Origin of the sequence: Allotamlana fucoidanivorans (assembly GCF_045788535.1) — a bacterium.
GTDB lineage: Bacteria > Bacteroidota > Bacteroidia > Flavobacteriales > Flavobacteriaceae > Allotamlana > Allotamlana fucoidanivorans.
In genome coordinates this window covers 1156519-1178536 of the sequence record NZ_CP074074.1, presented here as the reverse complement: position 1 = coordinate 1178536, position 22018 = coordinate 1156519, and the positions used below count along the sequence as shown (strand labels likewise).

19 protein-coding genes are annotated in these 22018 nt (G+C 32.7%); 4 read left to right on the top strand and 15 right to left on the bottom strand.

The genetic code is table 11. From position 1 onward, the window contains the following. Positions 1 to 53: 53 nt before the first annotated feature. On the top strand, positions 54 to 3410 hold the full coding sequence (locus KFZ70_RS05525; protein ID WP_139694497.1) for a VCBS repeat-containing protein: 3357 nt from the start codon (positions 54 to 56) through the stop codon (positions 3408 to 3410). Here KFZ70_RS05525 and KFZ70_RS05520 read toward each other — a convergent pair. Both KFZ70_RS05520 and KFZ70_RS05515 read right to left on the bottom strand, forming a co-directional pair. Next, positions 3407 to 4396 (bottom strand): glycosyltransferase family 9 protein, encoded by a 990-nt coding sequence (locus KFZ70_RS05520; RefSeq protein ID WP_317128444.1) that lies wholly within the window; start codon positions 4394 to 4396, stop codon positions 3407 to 3409. The genes KFZ70_RS05525 and KFZ70_RS05520 overlap by 4 nt on opposite strands. Positions 4397 to 4469: 73 nt before the next feature. After that, complete coding sequence (locus KFZ70_RS05515; RefSeq protein ID WP_139694498.1) at positions 4470 to 5075, bottom strand: DUF4254 domain-containing protein; 606 nt, start codon at positions 5073 to 5075, stop codon at positions 4470 to 4472. A gap of 72 nt (positions 5076 to 5147) precedes the next feature. Here KFZ70_RS05515 and upp point away from each other — a divergent pair, with 72 nt between their 5' ends. Continuing rightward, a complete protein-coding gene (upp, locus tag KFZ70_RS05510; RefSeq protein WP_139694499.1) occupies positions 5148 to 5807 on the top strand; it encodes a uracil phosphoribosyltransferase in 660 nt (219 codons plus the stop codon). On the opposite strand, the gene KFZ70_RS05505 is transcribed toward upp, so the two are convergent. After that, positions 5796 to 6641, bottom strand: coding sequence for a DUF6427 family protein (locus tag KFZ70_RS05505; protein ID WP_139694500.1), 846 nt, complete (start codon positions 6639 to 6641; stop codon positions 5796 to 5798). The genes upp and KFZ70_RS05505 overlap by 12 nt on opposite strands. 150 nt (positions 6642 to 6791) lie before the next feature. On the opposite strand from KFZ70_RS05505, the gene KFZ70_RS05500 reads away from it, so the two are divergent. Further along, complete coding sequence (locus tag KFZ70_RS05500) at positions 6792 to 7019, top strand: DUF6341 family protein (protein WP_139694501.1); 228 nt, start codon at positions 6792 to 6794, stop codon at positions 7017 to 7019. Here the strand turns inward: KFZ70_RS05500 and purD are convergent. Continuing rightward, entirely contained in the window at positions 7014 to 8285 is a 1272-nt protein-coding gene (gene purD / locus KFZ70_RS05495; protein WP_139694502.1) for a phosphoribosylamine--glycine ligase, read from the bottom strand. The genes KFZ70_RS05500 and purD overlap by 6 nt on opposite strands. Positions 8286 to 8427: 142 nt before the next feature. On the opposite strand from purD, the gene KFZ70_RS05490 reads away from it, so the two are divergent. Next, complete coding sequence (locus KFZ70_RS05490) at positions 8428 to 9735, top strand: phenylacetate--CoA ligase family protein (RefSeq protein WP_158293152.1); 1308 nt, start codon at positions 8428 to 8430, stop codon at positions 9733 to 9735. On the opposite strand, the gene KFZ70_RS05485 is transcribed toward KFZ70_RS05490, so the two are convergent. The 11 genes from KFZ70_RS05485 to KFZ70_RS05435 all read right to left on the bottom strand — a co-directional run bounded on the left by KFZ70_RS05485 (position 9719) and on the right by KFZ70_RS05435 (position 22017). Then, positions 9719 to 10528, bottom strand: a complete 810-nt coding sequence (locus KFZ70_RS05485) for a glycosyltransferase family 2 protein (RefSeq protein WP_233243972.1) — start codon at positions 10526 to 10528, stop codon at positions 9719 to 9721. The genes KFZ70_RS05490 and KFZ70_RS05485 overlap by 17 nt on opposite strands. Next, the gene (locus KFZ70_RS05480; RefSeq protein ID WP_139694503.1) at positions 10509 to 11861 is read right to left on the bottom strand and encodes an undecaprenyl-phosphate glucose phosphotransferase; all 1353 of its coding nucleotides are present in this window, start codon (positions 11859 to 11861) and stop codon (positions 10509 to 10511) included. Before KFZ70_RS05480 ends, KFZ70_RS05485 begins: the two co-directional genes overlap by 20 nt. Next, positions 11862 to 12848 (bottom strand): UDP-glucuronic acid decarboxylase family protein, encoded by a 987-nt coding sequence (locus tag KFZ70_RS05475; RefSeq protein ID WP_139694504.1) that lies wholly within the window; start codon positions 12846 to 12848, stop codon positions 11862 to 11864. A gap of 373 nt (positions 12849 to 13221) precedes the next feature. Continuing rightward, positions 13222 to 14616, bottom strand: coding sequence for a UDP-glucose 6-dehydrogenase (locus KFZ70_RS05470; protein WP_139694505.1), 1395 nt, complete (start codon positions 14614 to 14616; stop codon positions 13222 to 13224). Positions 14617 to 14652: 36 nt separating this feature from the next. Beyond that, the gene (locus KFZ70_RS05465; protein WP_233243973.1) at positions 14653 to 15783 is read right to left on the bottom strand and encodes a glycosyltransferase; all 1131 of its coding nucleotides are present in this window, start codon (positions 15781 to 15783) and stop codon (positions 14653 to 14655) included. Between the two features lie 50 nt (positions 15784 to 15833). Next, positions 15834 to 16850: a hypothetical protein gene (locus KFZ70_RS05460; protein ID WP_139694507.1), complete on the bottom strand. Its 1017-nt coding sequence runs from the start codon at positions 16848 to 16850 to the stop codon at positions 15834 to 15836. Next, positions 16837 to 18000, bottom strand: coding sequence for an O-antigen ligase (locus tag KFZ70_RS05455; RefSeq protein WP_139694508.1), 1164 nt, complete (start codon positions 17998 to 18000; stop codon positions 16837 to 16839). The genes KFZ70_RS05460 and KFZ70_RS05455 overlap by 14 nt, the downstream gene beginning before the upstream one ends. Next, positions 17997 to 19232, bottom strand: a complete 1236-nt coding sequence (locus KFZ70_RS05450) for a DUF6418 domain-containing protein (RefSeq protein WP_139694509.1) — start codon at positions 19230 to 19232, stop codon at positions 17997 to 17999. The genes KFZ70_RS05455 and KFZ70_RS05450 overlap by 4 nt, the downstream gene beginning before the upstream one ends. A gap of 20 nt (positions 19233 to 19252) precedes the next feature. After that, the gene (locus KFZ70_RS05445; RefSeq protein WP_139694510.1) at positions 19253 to 20260 is read right to left on the bottom strand and encodes a hypothetical protein; all 1008 of its coding nucleotides are present in this window, start codon (positions 20258 to 20260) and stop codon (positions 19253 to 19255) included. Then, a complete protein-coding gene (locus KFZ70_RS05440) occupies positions 20257 to 21492 on the bottom strand; it encodes a lipopolysaccharide biosynthesis protein (RefSeq protein WP_139694511.1) in 1236 nt (411 codons plus the stop codon). Before KFZ70_RS05440 ends, KFZ70_RS05445 begins: the two co-directional genes overlap by 4 nt. 3 nt (positions 21493 to 21495) lie before the next feature. Further along, positions 21496 to 22017 (bottom strand): HAD family hydrolase, encoded by a 522-nt coding sequence (locus tag KFZ70_RS05435; protein ID WP_139694512.1) that lies wholly within the window; start codon positions 22015 to 22017, stop codon positions 21496 to 21498. Position 22018 lies beyond the last annotated feature (1 nt).

Below are 22018 nucleotides of genomic sequence, written 5' to 3'. Positions count from 1 at the left end.
CAACCACAAAACCCTAAGTATACACTACTTAACAACAACATTTATTTGATACTATGAAAGTTAGCAAATTCAAAAACAACCTCAACATAATAGCTACATGTTTGGTTCTATCTATTTCTATATTTTCTTGTGAAAATGAGAAAAAAGTAGAATCTACAGAAATAAGTGAACATTCAACAAAATTATTCACTACCCTGAATCAATCAGAAACAGGCATTGATTTTATAAACACCCTTGAAGAAACTGTTGACGCCAATTATTTTCAATACAACTACATGTATATTGGAAGCGGTGTTGCGGCAGGCGATATCAACAATGATGGTTTGATAGACTTATTTTTTACCTCAAATTCAGAGAACAATAGACTTTATTTAAATAAAGGTAACTTTCAATTTGAGGATATTACAAAACAAGCTGGTATTTTAAACCTAAAAGGCTTTGATACAGGGGTTACCTTTGTAGATGTGAATACTGATGGGTTTTTAGATATTTATGTCTCTAGAGGTGGCTGGATTGATGAAGACGATAGGTTTGCAAACCTTTTATACATCAATAACGGTGACCTTACCTTTACTGAACAGGGAAAAGAACGTGGTTTAGCAGATAGCAATAGAACCATTCAAGCTATTTTCTTTGACTATGACAACGACAATGATTTAGATGTTTATATTTCAAATGCTGCCGATATTGTAAATAGAAACCAAACTGATGTTTTTGATTTAAAGGCCCTTCAAACCGATCCTAAAACCATGGCACTTAAAGGGAGTGACAAACTATACAACAACGATGGAACAGGGCATTTCACAGATGTATCTCTTAAAGCTGGCATCATGCCAGAAATGGCCTTTGGATTAAACCCCGAAGTTATGGATTTTAATAACGATGGCTGGTTAGATATATACGTAAACAACGATTTTAATATGCCCGATTTTGCATATATAAATAATCAAGATGGGACGTTTACTGAAAGTAGAGATCAAGTGGTAAAACATATGTCGTTCAATAGTATGGGTGGTGATGTAGCTGATGTAAATAATGATGGCTATCTAGATTTAATGACCCTTGATATGAACCCCAAAGATTATATAAGATCTAAAACCACCATGGGCATGACTTCTGTAAGTCAATTTGAAAAAATGACCAACAACGGGTATCACTACCAATACATGCACAATATGCTGCAAATAAATAATGGAAATGGGACGTTTAGAGAAGTATCAAAAATGGCTGATATTGGCGATACAGACTGGAGTTGGGCCTTGCTATCTGCAGATTTTGACCTTGATGGGCTAAACGATATTTTTGTTACAAATGGCGTGTTTAGAGACGTTATTGATAGAGATTCAAATAAAGCTATTGCTGAGCAATTAAGGCAAAATAACAGAAAACCAACTAAAGAAGACTTTTTAAAGTATGCACAAATGCTACCGCAACAAAAGCTAAATAATTATTTCTTCAAGAATAATGGCAATCTTACATTTGAAGATACTTCTACGGAGTGGGTTGATGAAGCACCTTCCTTTTCTAATGGTGCTGTATATGCCGATTTAGATAATGACGGGGATCTTGATATTGTAGTAAATAATATAAATGACAGTGCCTCAGTTTTAAAAAATAATGCCATAGAACAGCAAAAAGGTAATTTTCTTCAAATAACCTTTGAAGGCCCTGAAACCAACACATTTGGTGTTGGTTCCTTGGTCACCATTACTCTTGACAATAATACTAAATTGGTGCGTCAATTGATTAACACAAGGGGATTTTTATCTTCCGTTTCCAATAAATTGCACTTTGGTATCGGGGCATCACAGACAATCAAAAATGTAGAGGTATTGTGGCAAGATGGGAAAAAACAAGATTTCAACACTGTAAAAATGAACTCCGTTTTACATGTTAAATATACTGATGCCACTAAACCTGAAGAGGAACATTCTGAAAATTCATCGAAAAAACTATTCAGCAAAATAACTCTTAATACAAAACATATTGACCCTTATTTTAATGATTATGACCTTCAGGTATTACTGCCTCATAAATTATCTCAAACAGGTCCAGCTCTAGCTAAAGCAGATGTAAATGGCGATGGTAACGAGGATATTTTTATTGGCGGAGGCCATACTCAACCTGGGCAAATTCTTTTAGGGCAATCCTCAGGAAAATTTATAACAAGTAGCAATGCCGCTTTAGCAAAAGATAAACAATACGAGGATGTTGGGGCTTGTTTCTTTGATGCAGATAATGATGGTGATCTTGATTTATATGTAGTAAGCGGAAGCTATGAATTTACCAGAAATCCAAGAATGTTAAAAGATCGTTTATATCTCAACAACGGAAAAGGGAACTTTACAAAATCACAACTGCCTGATTTTTATGCTGCAGGTTCGGTTGTTGTACCTGCCGATTACGACAATGATGGAGATATTGATTTATTTGTGGGAGGACGTGTTATTCCTGCCAAATACCCACATGCACCAAAAAGTTATCTCCTTATAAATAATCAGGGTAGTTTTACTGAGGATACTAGTACTTTAGCACCTGCTTTATTAAACCTAGGTATGGTAACCGATGCTACCTGGTTTGATATTGACAACGACAATGATTTAGATTTGGTTGTTACCGGTGAATGGATGGGAATTGAAGTGTTGCTGAACGAGTCTGGAAAACTTGAAAAATCTAAATATTATGAGTCGTTAAACCAAGCTAAAGGATGGTGGAACAAATTGCTTATAGTGGATGTTGACAATGATGGTGACAAAGATATTGTAGCAGGAAATCTGGGCTTAAATTATAAATTCCACGCCTCAGCAGAAAAACCATTTCATGTTTATACTTCAGATTTTGATTATAATGGTACAGAAGATATTTTCTTAGCAAAATATTACAAAGACAAACAAGTTCCAGTAAGAGGTAAAGGTTGTACGGCTCAACAAATGCCACATTTACAATCAAAAATTAAAACCTATCAAGACTTTGCAAATAGAGATATTGAAGGCATTGTAGGCCCAGGTATTAAAAATGCGTTACACTATGAGGTTACCGAATTTAAATCTGGAATTTTTATAAACCAAGGAGATAATAATTTTGACTTTAAACCATTTGATAATGACGTACAACAATCACCTATAAATAGTATTCTATTTTATGATTTTAATAATGACGGCCACAAAGATCTTCTTTTAGCAGGGAATAATTATCAATCGGAGGTTGAAACCACCCGAGCAGACTCTGGCATAGGAAATATTTTGTTAGGCGATGGTAATGGCGGGTTTACCGCAATGCATCATTTAAATTCCGGTTTCTTTATAGACAAAGATATTAGAGGTGTTATTGTTGTGGAAGGAAAAGGGAAACCACACGTTTTTGTTGCTAATAACAATGCAACACATGATATCTTTACGGTAAACAACTAAATGATTGCCTTTACTTTACTTACAATGTCATGAGGTAATATACTCCCAGAGGCTTTTTTATACGCTTCTGGGTATTTGTTTCCATAGACCGAGGTTGGAATCATAGGGAACTGTACTCTATCAGGCAACAACGCATGGTTTTCTGGTTGATTAAACGGTGTAAACCCAGCATATGGATGTGTTACTCCCCAAATGGTAACCACTTTAACGCCATACATAGCGGCCATATGGGCATTACCTGAATCCATACTCAACATAACATCTAAATTAGAAATAAGATCTAATTCATCACGCAAATCAAGTTTACCAACCACATTTACCACATGTTTAAATTGACGTTCAAAATCCTCTAAAATAGCTTTCTCTTTGCTTCCGCCTCCAAATAAAATTACATGATAATTTGAAGCAAGTTCTTCAATGACCTTCTTCATTAATTCCAGAGGGTACATTTTACCTTCATAGGTAGCAAATGGCGCTACACCAATATTCTTTTTCGTTTTAGATATAAAAGGCTTAGTAACATCACTTAAAGATGCCTTTTTAGGAAAAACAGGATTCCCAAGATTTAAAGGAAAACCAAGCGCTCTAAACACATCTGCATAGCGCTCATGCGTACTTTTTAGTGGCTGAAACTGCTTCCCTGAAATCAGTGCTTTTTTGTCCTTACGTCCTTTATCAATGACCGCATATTTGTCTGCATGCACTAATCTTCTTAATATTTTACTCCGTAACACATCATGCAAATCTGCAACACAATCAAAATTCTTGATATTTAAGGTTTTCGCCAATTTATACAATCCTAAAAGCCCTTTGTGCTTTCCATTAACCTCTGCAGAAAAAACCTCTACACCACTTAAATCTCTAAAAAAAGGAGTAAAAAATTCTCGCGTTAAAACCGTGATTTTAACCTCGGGATACTGATGAATTAATGCTCTTAAAACAGGTATAGTCATAGCAACGTCCCCCATAGCTGAGAGACGTATCACTAAAATATGTGTTTGTTTTGGCATGTCAATCTATAAGATGAGATCTTGAAAAGGAACTCCCGATTGGACAATACTACTTTTGAGAACGAAGTACAGGGTTTAACTCGTCATCATTGTACATTTTCATTTGCTTGTAAACCTTCATGTATTTATCGCCCTTCTCAATATCACTTAAAAGCGTATCAATAGCCGTTGATAAATCTACACGTTGCTCTAACAATACATCTAATTTCTTTTTACAAGCTGCTTTATGCGCTTCAGAAGCATCAGCTCTTGTGGCCTCTTCATTCATATGGTAAATCTTCAATGCCAAAATAGAAAGCCTATCAATTCCCCAAGCAGGGCTTTCTGTGTTGATTGTAGCATTAGCTTTTGGTGTCACCTCTTTATATACTTCCAAAAAATAGCTATCAATGTACTCCACCATATCTGTTCTGTCTTGATTTGAAGCATCAATTTGACGTTTTAATTTTAAAGCCGCTACAGGATCAATCTCTGGATCGCGAATTATATCTTCATAATGCCATTGAACCGTATCAATCCAGCACTTTCTGTATAATAAATGCTCTATTAAATCACTCTCTGGAAAAGGATTTTCAAAAGGTTGATCTACGGTATTAATGATGTGATATTTTTCAATAACCTCCTGAAATATTTTATTCGCTTTTGATGTAAACATACTTAAAAATTTTAAAATGCAAAGATACTCTATATTTCCTTAACTTTACTATGGAAAAACCATTTTGACCCTATGAAAATTCATGATTTATCAATTGAAAACTCCATACTAAACACCTTTATTTCAGAAATTAGAGATCATAAAATACAGCAAGACCGTATGCGTTTTAGACGAAATATTGAACGCATTGGAGAAATTTTAGCCTATGAAATGAGTAAGACACTCACGTTTGAGCAAAATAATGTCACCACACCTCTTGGTATGAGTGCAATGCAATTACCCACCAATCAAATTGTGTTATGCTCTATTTTAAGAGCTGGTGTGCCTTTACATAATGGGCTATTGCATTTTTTTGATACCGCCGAAAATGCCTTTATTTCAGCTTATCGTCATCACAAACATAATCCAGAAAGCTTTGAAATTATTGTGGAATATCTGGCATGCCCTGATTTAGAGAACAAAACCTTGATTTTAGCAGATCCTATGCTCGCTACGGGGCAATCTATGGTTGCTACTTTTGAAGCTCTGAAACCATTCGGAACACCCAAAGATATACATTTGATTAGTGTAATTGGTGCCGAAGAAGGTGTGAACTATGTTTCAAAACATTTTGATTCAAATACGCATTTATGGATTGCTACCATTGATAAAGATTTGAATGACAAAGGCTATATTGTACCAGGCATAGGTGATGCCGGTGACCTAGCTTTTGGTAAAAAACTACAGCAATAAAAGAATAAATGGTAGCACAACCAATACGCCTAAAAAGGCTTCTTTAAACCATTTTTCATGAATGATTTCAATATAATTCGCTACGATAATAGACAAGGGCGCAAATAGAAATAAAAATTCACTTCCATTTTTATTAGGTGCAACAACAATAATAGCAAAGGCAATAACCATAGCTAATACAATGACCTTAAAAGAGGCTCTAAAGTTTTTCTTCTGCTTTTTTATGTTTTGTAAATAAAATATAGAAGACCACACCCCAAAAGAAAATAGAACAGTAAGCGCAATAATATACTTTAAAGAATTATAATTACTAAAGTCATAACTAACTTCTGGCGGGTAATTAAAAATGGTAAAAAAGTCATTGTACATCACTACCGAACAAGCACAGGCTATAACAAACAAAGTTGCTAAGCCCAAGAACGGGATAATCCAATGCCTCAATTTATGATCGGCAAATAACACCAAGGAAAGCACTACCAAAATGAAAAACAAAATAGCCCAAAAATAAAACAAAGAAGCAACGCCAATCCAAAACGCGGCATCAAAAAGTTTCTTCTTCATATGTTGTTCTGTTCTTAAGCTTACTATTCTCCTGATAGCCAGTAGAATAAAAAAATTAGAAACCAGCACTTGACCGCTTAATGTAGTACTTGAAATAAACAATAAAAACAGACCAAAAAGCAATATTTCATAATTACTGTTATTTGTTAAACCATTTTTACTTGCAATAAAATTTAAAAGTAAAACCGTTGCATAGCCAACAACAATGAGTGCGAAAAATTTTAATGACAAGTTAAATGTATCACCATGGTTCCATAACTCTATTCTAGACATTATAAAAGCTAGAAGGGTGATAAAAAAAACAACAATAAAATTTATTGGTTTAGATTTATTAAAAAAACTTGTTAACATTAAGTGTTTTTGTATTTTTGCCCTATAAATATACTAACTATAACACGGTTAGGAAACTATAAATAAACACAAATGAAAGATTTCTTTTACGCTATACAGGATTTATTTGTAAATGTTCTATTTGCACCTTATGATGCCTTAAGAGCATTGGAGCTTGAAAACTGGGGCTTAGCAAACTTTTTATCTTGGATTTTCATCATCATTGGTTTTGTTGCCATGGTATATTGGATGATTCAATTAAAAGGTTTTAATGATAATAACGAAGAAGATAAAAGTATTTCTTCGCACTCGTTTTTATAAATCGAATCCAATATCTTTACGATAATTCATCTTATCAAAATGTAGTTTTTCTATATTTTGGTAAGATTTTTTTATGGCTTCTTGATAGGTGTCACCATAAGACGTTATAGCCATAACACGTCCGCCAGAAGTTACTATTTTCCCATCTTTCAAGACAGCTCCCGCATGAAACGGAATGGAATCCTCTATAGTTTCTATACCTGTTATTTCTTTTCCTTTTTCATACGCTTCAGGATATCCTCCAGATACCAAAACAATAGTTGTTGCCGCACGCTCATCTATTTCAATATCGATGGTATCTAATGTTCCATTCGCCATGGCTAATAATACCTCAACTAAATCATTTTTTAATCTCGGAAAAACCACTTCTGTTTCAGGATCACCCATACGTACATTGTATTCTATCACCTTAGGATCATCACCCACTTTTATCAACCCAATAAAAACAAAACCAACATAAGGTAAATTATCTGTCTTAAACCCAGCAATGGTTGGTTTTACAATACGGTCTTCTATTTTTTGTAAAAATTCATCGGTAGCAAAAGGCACTGGAGACACTGCTCCCATGCCCCCTGTATTTAAACCTGTATCGCCTTCACCAATACGCTTATAGTCTTTGGCCGTAGGTAATATTTTATAGTGTTCGCCATCGGTTAATACAAAACAACTTAACTCGATACCGTCTAAAAACTCTTCAATCACCACTTTGTTACTGGCTTCTCCAAATTTGGCATCAACAAGCATGCTTTTTAATTCCGCTTTTGCTTCGACCAAATCATTTAAAATAACCACACCCTTACCTGCGGCTAAGCCATCTGCTTTTAACACATAAGGCGGGTTTAGCGTTTCTAAAAAAGTGTAGCCTTTTTCAACAGTGTCTTTTGTAAAACTATCATAAGCTGCCGTTGGAATGTTATGACGGTACAAAAATTCTTTGGCAAATTCTTTACTACCCTCAAGTTCTGCAGCCTTTTGTTGTGGACCAATAACAGCTACATGTTTTATATCATCATCATTTAAAAAGAAATCGTGCACGCCGTTTACTAACGGATCTTCTGGCCCAACTACTACAAGTTCAATATTTTTATCTAATACCAGTTCTTTGATTGCCTTAAAATCATTGACCCCAATATTGACATTGGTTGCAATTTCAGCAGTTCCAGAATTACCGGGTGCAACGAAGAGTGCATCGCACTTTGAACTTTGAGCTATTTTCCATGCAAACGTATGTTCTCTTCCACCAGAACCAAGTACTAAGATATTCATAATTGACCTATTTTTATGCTTGCAAAAATAGTGTGTTTTTACAATTAGCTATAGATTTATACGTGTTTTTTTAAGGTATGTGCATATAATAAGTAATTATCTTTAGATTTGCTCATATTCACAAATACATCATTTTTATAGTTTGAATTTATTCTATATTTCTTTACAAATCAATGGATTCCCTATTAGAAGAGCTATTCAAAAACTCAAGGATATTCAATCCAAAAAGGGAAAAGACTATGAGTTGTATTTAAACCAAAAGAAAAATGAAATTGTTCAATTTCACCTGCAAAACAATCCTTTTTATGCTCAGTTTGCCAAAAATGCAAATCTGAAGGACTGGGAGAGTATTCCGATTATGACAAAACAGGATTTACAACAACCGTTGAAAAATAGGCTGTCAAAAGGTTTTAGTTTACATAATGTACACCAGCATAAAACCTCAGGATCTTCAGGACATCCTTTTAGTTTTGCTAAAGACAAATTTTGTCATGCTTTAACCTGGGCCAATTTTATAGATAGATACCATTGGTTTGATATTGACTTTCAACATTCTAAACAAGCGCGATTTTACGGTATCCCTCTGCATAAAAAAGGGTATTACAAAGAACGTTTAAAAGATGTTTTAAGCCATCGCTATAGATTTTCTGTATTTGATTTGAGCGATTCACAAATGAAAAAAAATATAGATACGTTTAAATCTACAACCTTCCACTACATAAATGGTTATACGAGTGCGATTGTTCAACTGGCTAAATACTTAAAACAGGAAAATATTATTTTAAAATCAGTTTGTCCTTCCTTAAAAGCATGTATTGTAACGTCTGAGATGCTTTTTATGGACGACAGAACCCTTTTAGAGACGCAACTGGGCGTTCCTGTTATAAATGAATATGGGGCAGCGGAATTAGGGCTCATTGCGTTTCAAAATGACTCTAACGAATGGATAGTGAACCATGAAGATTTATTTATTGAAATTCTTGACGAAAATGACCATGCTTTACCCAACGGGCAAACAGGGCGTGTTGTAATAACATCAATTTACAATAAAGCACACCCATTTATTCGTTATGATTTAGGTGATGTAGGAAGCCTATCCACCAAAAGTACTCCTGAAAAGCCTATACTTGAAAACCTTATAGGAAGAACCGACGATCTTATAAAATTACCTAGCGGAAAAACAGCCGCAGGACTCACCTTTTATTACATCACAAAGGCCATTATAGACGACGACGCAAATGTAAAAGAATTTACTATTGAACAAATTTTGATAGATACCTTTAACATTTACTATGTAAGTTCTAAAGATTTGTCTGATGTATATCGTGAAAAAATAAAACAAGCGGTGGCGCAATATATGGAACCAAACCTGACAATCCATTTTGAAAGAAAAACACAGTTAAACAGGTCTCACAGAGGGAAACTTAGGCAGTTTAAGTCTCTTTTGTAGTAACCACCAATTTTGACTTAACAAAAATATGTTCCTTTAAAAACAGTAATAAAAGCCATATAGATTGGATATATGAAAAGCCCAATCCTTTTTTGTACACCCAATAATTATACTTTAACAGGTTTATCTTGTTTGAGGATATGGAATCTTTTCTCACCCTATAAAACGCTAGCGATTCCTCAATACCCATAGCAGGTTTTCCAGATTGTTTCAAGGCGCTAAGCCATAACAACCAATCTTGTCGCTTCCGTAAAGGAGGTGAGGTTATTTTCCCTAAAACACTGGCATTATACATACCTGTTAAGTTTCCTATATAGTTACTTTTTAAAAGCTTGGTATAACCCAAATTTTTAAGAGCTTTTACCCTTTTTCCTAAAAAAACTCCGTTTTCATTTATAAGATCATAACTACTAAAGCTAACATCACAGTTGTGGGATAGCATAAACTTAATTTGAACCTCTAACTTATAGGGTTTCCAAACATCATCGGCATCTAAAAAAGCGATAAAATGACCTTGAGCTGCTTCTATACCTTTATTTCTGGAAACGGCAGCTCCTAGATTTGTACTATTCTGAAAAAAAATAATATTATAGGTTTTATTAAGAAAGGTTTGAATGACCTCTGAAGAACCATCCGTTGAGCCATCATTAATAAGAATAAGTTCCCAATTTGTATAGCTTTGATTTAATACACTAAGTATCGTTTCTGAAATAAAGCCCTCAGCATTATACACTGGCGTGATTATGGAAACTAAAGGCGCTAATTCAAGGCTTTTAATAGGCTTTTTCTTCACCTCTTATAGCATTTAAAAAGGTTTGAATCACAATCTTCAAATCTAACCAAATAGACCAGTTTTCAATATAAAAAATATCGTATTTCACCCGGCTTATAATATCATGGTCTTTTTCAATTTCCCCTCTAAAACCACTGGTTTGAGCTAAGCCTGTAATTCCAGGCTTCACAAAGTGACGTACCATAAATTTATCGACCCTTCTGGCATACATGTTTGTATGGCTCACCATATGCGGTCTTGGTCCCACAACAGACATATCACCAAATAGCACATTAAAAAATTGTGGTAATTCGTCAATACTGGTTTTTCTAATAAAGGCGCCTACTTTGGTAATACGCAAATCGCCTTTTGTAGCTTGATATAAGTGGGCATTCTTATTGGGAGTCATTGATCTGAACTTATAACAATCAAACTCCTCATAATTAAAACCATTCCTAGATTGTTTAAAAAACACGGGGCCTTTAGACTCTAACTTAATGATGATTGCCAAAATAGGTGTTAACCAAGACAGCACAAACACAATGATAAAAAGGGCAAATACAATATCAAATAGCCGTTTTATAAATTTATTTACCGGATCTTGAAGCGGAATAGATCGCATTGACAGGATGGGAATATAATCATAATACTCATACTTCAACTTTTTTGAGTAAATGTCTTTATTGTCAGGAATAAACTTTAATTCCCGTAAATTATTATCGGCAAACTCGATAAGCTTATTAATCTGTTTATTAGATAATGCAGCTACCGAAAAATATATTTCATCAATGTCATTATCGATAATATACTTGAAGCAGGTATCCAAATTAAAAAAACCATCCTTCAAGCTAAACTGCGCTTTAAACTTATATCCAAAATCTAATCTTGTATTGAACGTATGCCTTAATTGTCGGGTTTTTTCATTGTCTCCAATAATGATAACATTTCGTGTATTTCCCTGTAAAAGAGCCCTGTATTTTTTAAGTAAAAAAAATGTTAAGAGCTTAAACAAAGTAATATACATGGCTAGGCAAACGATATAATTTGCCAGCGCCAGCCTACTTATTTCTGGTTGTTTAAAAAATCCTATAAACGCATATAGTGCTACAGAAAAAAGGAACATTTGCTTTAGCAGTAAAGGAATGACTTGTACAAGTCTTGTGTGGCGTTGTACTTCATAAAAATGATTTTTTAAAGCAATAATTAGCCATACCGCTGAAATGTAGATACTAAAAAGAAATGGGTTAACTAGATTGATATTAAAGCCCAATACGGTTAGATTTATAATAACCAAATCTATAAATCCAAATAAAGGTTTAATAGCCCCCGAATATCTTCTTTTTTTATATGCCACTTATTTTTTTATATGGTTTTTAAAGTTTTTATGTTCGCTTTTATACAATTCGTCTTGAGATAAACTTTTAAAATAGTCATAAGTAAGTCTCATACCTTCTTCCCGTTCAATTTTGGGTTGCCAATTTAATAGTTTTTTAGCCAAACTAATATCTGGTTGCCGCTGTAAAGGATCATTTACGGGTAAGTCTTTATAAATTATCTTTTGAGAAGTTCCTGTTAGCTTAATAATCTCTTCGGCAAAATCCTTAATCGTAATTTCATGTGGATTTCCAATATTTACGGGCTCTATGTAGTCACTAAATAACAACCTGTAAATACCCTCCACCTGATCATCAACATAACAAAACGATCGGGTTTGAGAGCCATCGCCAAAAACCGTTAAATCTTCACCTCTCAGAGCCTGTCCCATAAATGCCGGGATGACGCGTCCATCATTTAATCGCATACGTGGTCCATAGGTATTAAAAATCCTAACAATCCGAGTTTCCAAACCGTGAAATCGATGGTAAGCCATGGTAATGGATTCTTGAAAACGTTTAGCTTCATCATAAACCCCTCTAGGCCCAATGGTATTGACGTTTCCGTAATAATCTTCACGCTGTGGATGTACCAGAGGGTCACCATAGACCTCCGACGTAGACGCGATAAGAATACGTGCCTTTTTAGCCTTAGCTAAACCAAGCAAATTATGGGTTCCTAGAGAGCCCACTTTTAAGGTTTGAATAGGTATTTTAAGATAATCGATAGGACTAGCAGGTGATGCAAAATGAAGAATATAGTCTAAATCACCTTCAATGGTTATAAACTCGGTAACATCGTGTTCTATAAACTCAAAATTAGGATGTTCTTGTAAATGTTCTAAGTTCTTTTTATCACCGGTAATAAAGTTATCCATACCAATAACATAGAACCCTTCACCAATAAAGCGATCACATAAATGCGACCCTAAAAATCCTGCTGCACCAGTTATTAAAATACGTTTCAAGTTATCCTATTTTAGTATCTCATATTTGAACAAATTTAATGGTTTCTACTTAATATTAACCTTTCTTTGTTAAGAATATTATCAAGCTAATAGCTTTGAGAAAACATACTCTCCTACTAAAAGACACCTAATTATCAGGCCAATCTTAGCCTATTCAGAGCACTATCGAAGCGTCGAACTCCTTATTTAGCTACCTACTAAAGAACCACACTTCGACAAGCTCAGTGTGACAAATAGACTAATGAACTTGCAACACTGTAGCCAGCAATTTCCTATTTTTTGACTTGATTTTTTGGTTCGTTTTTTATCAAGAAAAAACGAACATGATAATCACTACTGTCACCCTGAGCTTGTCGAAGGGGTCAGCACCTCATCACCCCTTCCCAATAGAATAACAAACAAAACCAATATCCTCAAGTTTTTGTGTATCTAAAATACCACGACCATCAAAAACAAAGGCTGGCTTCAACATGTTATCATATATACGTTGCCAATCATACGCTTTAAAGGCATCCCACTCCGTTAACACAGCAACCGCATGCGAATCTTTACAAGCCTCATAAGGATCAGCCTTTACCTTTAATAAGTTTCTATTTTCTTCTTCCGATCGGGTATTTAAATAATCTAAATCAGCATACATGCGTTCTTCAACCACTTTAGGATCATAAACGGCTATATGCGCTTGTTCATTCAATAAATTATCAGCTACCTGTATCGCAGCAGACTCACGCGTGTCATTAGTATCTTTCTTAAAAGCCCAACCCAAAAAAGTGATCTTTTTCCCAGAAACGGTGTTATAAAGAGTACTGACAATATTATTTGAAAACCGATTCTTTTGATAATCATTCATGATAATGACTTGTTCCCAGTAATCAGCCACTTCATTCAGCCCATAAGTTTTCGCAATATAAACAAGATTTAAGATGTCCTTTTGAAAACAGGATCCCCCAAAACCCACAGAAGATTTCAAAAACTTAGAACCAATTCTGGAATCCATACCAATAGCCTTAGCCACTTCGTTAACATCGGCACCCGTTTTTTCACAAAGCACAGATAGCGAATTGATGGAAGACACCCGCTGTGCCAAAAAGGCATTCGCTGTTAATTTAGACAACTCTGAGGACCACACATTGGTCGTTAAAATACGCTCTTGGGGTACCCAATTTGCATAAATATCGACTAAAGCTTGAATGGCTTGCTTACCTTTATCTGACATATCCCCTCCAATCAACACACGATCTGGAGCTAATAAATCTTCAATGGCTGTTCCTTCGGCTAAAAACTCCGGGTTCGATAAGATTTGAAACTCCACCCCGTTTCCAGTATGATCTAAAATATTCTTGATGGCCGAAGCCGTACGCACTGGCAAAGTAGATTTCTCAACAACAATCTTATTGGTTTTAGAAACAGAAGCTATTTGTCGTGCACAGAGCTCAATGTATTTTAAATCGGCTGCCATGCCTTTGCCTTTACCATAGGTTTTGGTAGGCGTATTCACCGAAATAAATATCATATCGGCTTCATCAATGGCCTGATCTACATAAGTAGAGAAAAATAAGTTTCTTCCACGAGCCTCTTCAACTACTTTATCCAATCCGGGTTCAAAGACCGGTAATTTATCTAAATCGTCATCATTCCAGGCGGCTATTCTTGCAGCATTTACATCAACAACCGTGACCTTTATATGTGGGCATTTTTGTGCAATAACGGCCATAGTTGGGCCGCCTACGTAGCCTGCGCCGATGCAACAGATATTTTTTATTTTCATTTTATTTGTAATATTATATCTTAAAAAAACATAGAATTAATTAGACTTTAGCATATCATAAATGTTCTCCAGATCCTTAATGTTATTCTCTAAATTAAATTCTTTATTAAATAAATTAAATGAGTTTTGCTCGAATTTTTGCCTTAATACGTCATCATCTAATAATTGACATATCCTATCAGACATTTCCATTTCATCAAAATCCTTTATTAAAAATCCGTTATGGCCCTCCTTTACAAGATCTTTATTACCATCACATTGAGTTACAACACATGCCTTTGATAATGATAAACTTTCAATAATAGAATAAGGTAATCCTTCATATCTAGATGTGGATATATACAATTTAGCCTGTTTAATGATTTGTAATATTTTCTCGCGTTCGATCCAGTCTACTAAGGTTACATTAGATTGTAACTCATACTCCTCAATCAATTGATTAACTGCATTTTTATTTGGACTATATTCACCCACTCCCATTAAAACTAAATGGATATTAGGTTTCTTTAGTTTCATTCTTTTAATAACTTCTATCATCATTTCAATATTTTTCTGAAATGAAGGTCTCCCAACGGAACAAATAAATTCATCTGGTAATTTGAAATCATTAAATTCGCCATCATTTGAATTCATTGGTAAAATAGAATTGTTAAATAATATGGTTTTGTCGGGATGGTAACCTACTTCGTTTATACCTCGTTCTATTTCAGAATTTGAAGTTGCCAATAAATAGGAATTTACTCTAGAGAACAAAGACTCTAAAAGCAAAAAGAGTTTTCTTTTTATTTTACTGTTCGTACTTAAATAGGAATACGCATGAGGTGTATGTAACACATTTACTTTATAAAACAACGACGCTACTCTTGCGATAATACCTCCTTTAGCACTATGAGCATGGATTATGTCAGGTTTTTCCTTTTTTAAAATTTTTACAGTTTGATAAACAGCTTTTATATCTTTAATCAAGTTAATTTCTCTTTGAATATCAATATTAAATTCCTTAATAGAATTACCGTGCTTATCTAAATATTGTTTTTTGTTGGGGTTACTTTTATGAACAATTATATTTTCTATACATTCTGGATTAATGTTTTCCGAAACTAATCGAAGATAAATCTCCACACCCCCAACTGAATCTAAAACGTGAGCTACTTTAATTTTTTTCAAAATTATATTTTTTAAAAAAATTTATTTAGGAATTAGGAATTTTATAAATATCACTCATTTTCATAGATCTCATTTTGATTTATAACCCCGGTTCTTTTCAACTTTCTTTTAGTCAATGTCGAATTGGTTCCTTTTATAACCAATGTATCAATTATACATGGCCTGAAGTCCTCTCCAACGTCATAATTAACATAGTATTTTCCTTTACTACCGTTTATATCAATCACAACTTTGCTTATTTCAGAATCAAATGCATTTTTAACCCATAGCCCTGAAAAATCATATTGTTCTCCTTCAATGCCTCCTTCCATGGGATCCATACCTTCTGATGTCCCCAATCCAAAATTACTTATACTAACATACCCCAAATCAATTTCATTTCCCGTCAAATACAGCCCATGCCTATCTGATGATTTAATTATAACCGAATCTAATTTAATATTTTGCGGTTCATTATTGTGTCCGTGTATTATAACCGCCGCTTTTACATACTTCAAATCAGGAGACGAAGCTAAATCTTCGACTACAATCTTATTTACAGACAAACGTTTTGTCCCCGCATGTATTGAACATCCAAAATTTCTATTGCCATTAGTGTTTTTATTAACATCCGACTTTAATACCAATTTATCTAAAGTTATATCAACCGATTCCCTTATATATAGTTGGGTAAAAGAAGTCACATTGCCCAACAATTTAACATTTTCACAGTTTTTTATTACAATTGCACCATTAAAAGTTACGTTGTTTAAATTAAGTTCAATTTGTCTCCTATTTATTATATTAAGAGCTCTTGAATAATTTCCTTCAGGAAAAACCAAATTCACCCCACTCTCTGCAACATCAAGAAGTATTTCTAATTTATCTTTTTTTAACTTAGGATGTATACCAATACTCCTACCAGGAAAAACACCATAACGCCTTATATCATTAATAGCATACGTGCTATCAATCGTGTACAAACTATCTATTTCTTTTATATCAATATTTTTTCTTTCTGATTTTTTCTCATTACATGAAAAGCTCAACAAAAAAACTATGACCAAACTAAATTTAATTTTCATCATTACGATAAATTGCAAAGGTTAAAAATAAAGCTATGGAATAAACTCCAACCTGTCTTTCAAGTAAATTTTCAACTAATAAGAATAAAAGAATTGAAACTAACAATAAAACCTGAAGTAAATTCTTTTCTTTTATAGAACGCAACAAAAACAAGGTGAACGGATAAATGAATAAAATGACTCCAATTATTCCGCCCCTTACCAACTCATTTAAATATTGGTTATGAAGGTTGTAATTTTTATCTATAAATCTATTTTTATCGGGCAAGTATTCAAATTCAGCTTCAGTTTTATAAAAATTCAATAAATCCACTTCTATCAGCTTTTGGCTTCCTGTTCCCATAAAATAATCTTTTGTTGATTGAAGTTGCTCTAGTCCTCCAGACCAAATAATTAATCTTGGATCATATTTAATCATTTGAAACCTATGCTTTATTGGTAAATCGCTAAAATAAAACAACAAGGAAATGGCAAATAAAAAAGATATAAGTGTCATCATTTTTGTTTTAATTCCCTTTAGTTCATTATAAAAAACGACTCCAAATGACACAATTACGATCAACAATCCCATCCGAGCGGAAATCAAAAATATTATACATACTGAAAGAAAAACACTAATTATATAATACCCTTTTTTGTGCATTTTAAAAAAGTAATATCCCAATATTATGTTGACAGCAGAGAAAAAACCCAAATATGGCCTTTCGAATCTTAATATTTCATTTATTTTTCCATAATTTCTTAGTGCTACTTTTTTTCCTTCGGTAAGTAGATAATAATCTATAATTCCGTAAGTAGAAATTAACTGCATTATTACAATCCCAAGACAAAGAAATTGACATGCATTTATAAAATTTGTTTTTGAAAAAATCTGGAAAGAAAATGGGATTAAAATTAAAGGAAGTATTAGTTTGAAAAACTTTAAGTCATCAAAAAAATAACCTTCAGATAAGCTTCTTAACATTATATATAACATGAAAGGTAAGCTATATAACAATGGTTTATATTTTATTTGACGCCCTTTTATTCCTTCTATAAAAGCAATAACTAATATTAATATCAAACATAGGTTATCAATAAACACAGATAATGGCAAGAATAAAAGTAATACATTTAGTATATTTTTTTTTCTTAATAATGACGTAATTTTCATTCGGTATTCTTTAAATGGGATTTAGCACTAAAATAACTATACGCTAAATAAATAAATAATAAAACTACAGGTATAACTAGTTTATTGAAATAAGCCATAGTGTATGCATAGCTAGTCCACACTAATAATTGGAAAAACACTATACTGGATATAATTGATTTACTCTCTATAAATTTTCTTAACAATTCCTGTATGATAGCCACAAAGGATAATAAAAACATATTGACAATTAACGCTAAAGGTAACGGAAATATTCTTAACAGAATTGAAGGATAAGCATTGGTCCAACTGACACCTCTACTAGTTACGGATATAAAATCTTCATTCCTCCAAGGCCAAAACTCTAACATTATCAAGTGCATTCCTTTCCAAAGTTCAGAAATATCCCAGGTGTTATTTTTACCTAAAAAAACATATTGCTCGGTCACTCCCCAGAATACATGACCCTGCAACCCAAAAGCTCTATAAAAAACAGATTCCATAGGACTTAAACCCATATATTCAAATGGATTATCTAGTGTATATTTATATAGAACCAAACTAAAGAGTACTACGAAAACAATAAGAACATACCTGTTAAATACCCATTTTAATTTGAACTTAATTTTAACCTCTGAAGTATAATATAAGGCAATTAATATCCCAAATATAGAAATCAAAAAGCCAGTAAATTTTTGTCCTAATAAAATTAAGTACGATAAGTAGAGTAACAAAAAGAATAAGCCTATTTTTTTATTTTTTCTATATATCAAGGCGCTACCAAAACCGACAAAAGCCATAACATTACCAATAAGAGGCTTTAAGCTAGGATACTTAGCATATTCCCAAAAATTAAACTTCGTTACTGTGTCAGAAAGTATAGGTATTGGTGAATTTAAAAGATTAAAATAGGCCAGAGACAAAATCAGTAAAATAATAATAACACTTAAATCAAAATCTGCTAAAGGTTTTAAGGAAAACTTAACCGCTTTTAACCTTTTTAAAATTATTCTGAAAAATTTCTTCCAATAAAGTAATGCTATTAAAGTTGTAATATAAAAGAGTAACAAAACTCCCCCCCCGTATGCGAAATAACCGTATCTTCCTTGTTCATTAATATAAATTCCCGTTTCTATAACAGTAATTGATAAAAACATCCATATATACTGAATTAAAATCATCAAAGAAAGCAGAAAAAGCCCCAACTCCCTTTTCATGAAATAAAACAAAATAGCCAATGCTATTACAGACATTACTATGTTAAATACTAATATCACTCAAAAATATTGAAATTAAAGCGATTAAATATTGGCTTCATTTTTTTATTATATACCAAAAGTACATTGAAATTTATTTCATTGCGGACAGCCTCATCTGTTTCGAGGTAAATATTTAGAAAAACGCTCGAATCAAATCCAAATATATGTTTTGATTTCAGTTGATTGAAATACAAATCTTCCAAAGGTGCATCGGAATCTAGAAAAACCACCTCTTTATCTCCAAATAAATTCGATATAAAAGAATTTTCAACACGCCCCCCGTGCCTGTGTGGTTTGTAGTAGATTTTCTTAGACGTACTGTAAGAATCAGATTCTGTAATTATTTCGATTAACTCTTTCAATCGTTTAAGGTACATTTCCTTGCCATACATGTTAATATAAGCTTCCTGCCCAACAACTAAAATAGTTTGACTTAGATCCAAATACCTCTTACTGAACTTTAATTGTTTAGATTTTTCAGGAAACAAACTTATCTCAGGAGATCTTACATATTGTTCTTTTACAAAATCATATTCAATACCACTTGAATGGCCTTTGTATAAAATAAAAGGTATGCCATACCATTTAGACAGTAACCACTTGGAATATATTTTAAGTTTAGAAATGGAATTTATGGTGTGAGAATAGTAGTTTAAAGTACCATCCTCGACTACAACTCCTTTTACATTTTTATTGAACGAGAATAACAAATAATTCGTCAATATGTCTTCAATATAACTAAAATATATAGTGATATCCTTCTCATTTTTCAAGTAGCTTATTCTATCAACTATCTTTTTGTACGATTTAATTTTAGCTATTATAGCTCTTACAGATTTAATTACACCTGTGGACTGATTGTTAAAAGATTGTTCAACACAAATAACTTTTGAAAAAATAGCTTCGTTGAAATTTAGTTTACGACTAGTAATTAAGATATTTTTATCGTGCTTCATTTCTTTAGCTAAAATAGAACTATTTGAAACCTGATTATTAGATAGAGCTATGAACAAGTTTGTCATAATGAAATCTTTTTAGTCTTTGAACACCTTAAGAAATGCAGATATAGGCCAGATATTGCAAATGCTATGGAAGCCCCATACAATCCAAAGTATTTTGTTAATAGAAAACAGACTAATAAACTAACGACTCCAGCATTTATTAAAATCTTAGCAATTGATTTATCTTTGTGCCTGATATATAATTTAAAATGATATATCAAAGAATAATTCATTAAAGCTGAACCAAAAAGTAAAAAAAACAAAATTGGTAAATAATATTGAAAACCCGCTTTGTTTTGCCACATCAAAATAGGTTTTATTATTGCGAGAATGATAACAACTGAGACAATTATTTGTAATCTTAAAGATTTTTTAAATTTAAAGAAAAGATCGTTGATTATAGGTTTATTTACTGATTTAATGAGTTCAGGCAACTCAAAAGAAATGACAATTGTATTAATATATAAAGTTATCAAAATCGCTATACTTGAAAAAAATGTAAAAATTCCTGTTAGTTCTTCTCCTAAGTAGTAATTCACAATAAACCTGTTTGAATATTCAATCAATTTCAGAAAGAAAGTAGCAATAAAAAACACAAAAGAAACTTTTATTCCCTCAAATATCCAATTGTAATCAAGACTTATCATATGCAAAGTCTTATAGTTTTTATTCAACAAATAAGCAAAAACATAAATTATTGTAACAAAATTAGCTATTAACCAAATATTCAATATGTATTCTACGGAAAAGGAATAACCCCATAAGGCCATGCATACAACTAATGAAGACCATCCAGCCGTTCTAATAAACAATAAAATATTAGCCATCAACACCTTACCAAAACCAACTAATAGTCTATATATCTCTTGAGAAAAGTGCTCTGTAATGCATAATAAAATTATTAATTCAACATAAGGGCTGGTGTAACTTAAATTTTCAAATATGACTAAACCGCTAACAACAAAAATCAAATAGACAGCAAAATAAAACAAAATAGAAGAGCTTATTTTGTTTCTTATTTCATCTACCGATACAGTTTTTAAAATATCTCTAACACTAAAGTTATAAAAATCAAGTCCTAAAATAAAAATGGTTAGAGTTATCAATGAGATTATAAGGCTATAATTTCCAAAATCAAAATCCGAAAAAACCTTTGACAAAATTGCAAAAACTAAAAACTTGCTCCCTGTACCAGAAATTCTGAGAACTACATTCAATAATTTATAAAACGAAAAATACTTCTTGAATATCAATTTTTACTGTTTTATTTTTTTTATCAAACCGGATTTATGAAATAATTCAATAATTTCAATTCTATTTTCTATCAAAATCTTTTCAACAAATTCTCTAAAAACACCTTCACCTCCTTTACGAGTAAGATTCCACTTAACAACTTTCTTTATATATACAGGAGCACTGGAAGGGCAAGCACTCAATCCTACTTTTTGCAATAAATCATAATCATTTATATCATCTCCAATAAAAGCGACATCTTCCCAGTTTATATTTAAATCTTTAATTAAATCTTCAGCAATACTTACTTTATCCTTAATTCCTAAATAAACATAATCCATTTTCAGCTTTTCTCCTCTTCGTTTAACAGCCTTAGAATTTTCCCCTGTGATTATTCCACACGGTATATTTAATTGTCTTGAAAAAAGAACACCAGCACTATCGTAGGTATTAAATTTTTTAAACTCATTTCCTTGTTCATCGTAATACATTCCTCCATCGGTCCAAACACCATCTATATCAGTTAGTATAAGTTTTGGTAACATG

Bases quoted from the DNA above. Each gene is read 5' to 3' on its own strand.
- KFZ70_RS05525 (WP_139694497.1), top strand. From the start codon at position 54: ATGAAAGTTAGCAAATTCAAAAACAACCTCAACATAATAGCTACATGT.
- KFZ70_RS05515 (WP_139694498.1), bottom strand. From the start codon at position 5,075: ATGTTTACATCAAAAGCGAATAAAATATTTCAGGAGGTTATTGAAAAA.
- upp (WP_139694499.1), top strand. From the start codon at position 5,148: ATGAAAATTCATGATTTATCAATTGAAAACTCCATACTAAACACCTTT.
- KFZ70_RS05505 (WP_139694500.1), bottom strand. From the start codon at position 6,641: ATGTCTAGAATAGAGTTATGGAACCATGGTGATACATTTAACTTGTCA.
- KFZ70_RS05500 (WP_139694501.1), top strand. From the start codon at position 6,792: ATGAAAGATTTCTTTTACGCTATACAGGATTTATTTGTAAATGTTCTA.
- purD (WP_139694502.1), bottom strand. From the start codon at position 8,285: ATGAATATCTTAGTACTTGGTTCTGGTGGAAGAGAACATACGTTTGCA.
- KFZ70_RS05470 (WP_139694505.1), bottom strand. From the start codon at position 14,616: ATGAAAATAAAAAATATCTGTTGCATCGGCGCAGGCTACGTAGGCGGC.
- KFZ70_RS05460 (WP_139694507.1), bottom strand. From the start codon at position 16,850: ATGATGAAAATTAAATTTAGTTTGGTCATAGTTTTTTTGTTGAGCTTT.
- KFZ70_RS05455 (WP_139694508.1), bottom strand. From the start codon at position 18,000: ATGAAAATTACGTCATTATTAAGAAAAAAAAATATACTAAATGTATTA.
- KFZ70_RS05450 (WP_139694509.1), bottom strand. From the start codon at position 19,232: ATGTCTGTAATAGCATTGGCTATTTTGTTTTATTTCATGAAAAGGGAG.
- KFZ70_RS05445 (WP_139694510.1), bottom strand. From the start codon at position 20,260: ATGACAAACTTGTTCATAGCTCTATCTAATAATCAGGTTTCAAATAGT.
- KFZ70_RS05435 (WP_139694512.1), bottom strand. From the start codon at position 22,017: ATGTTACCAAAACTTATACTAACTGATATAGATGGTGTTTGGACCGAT.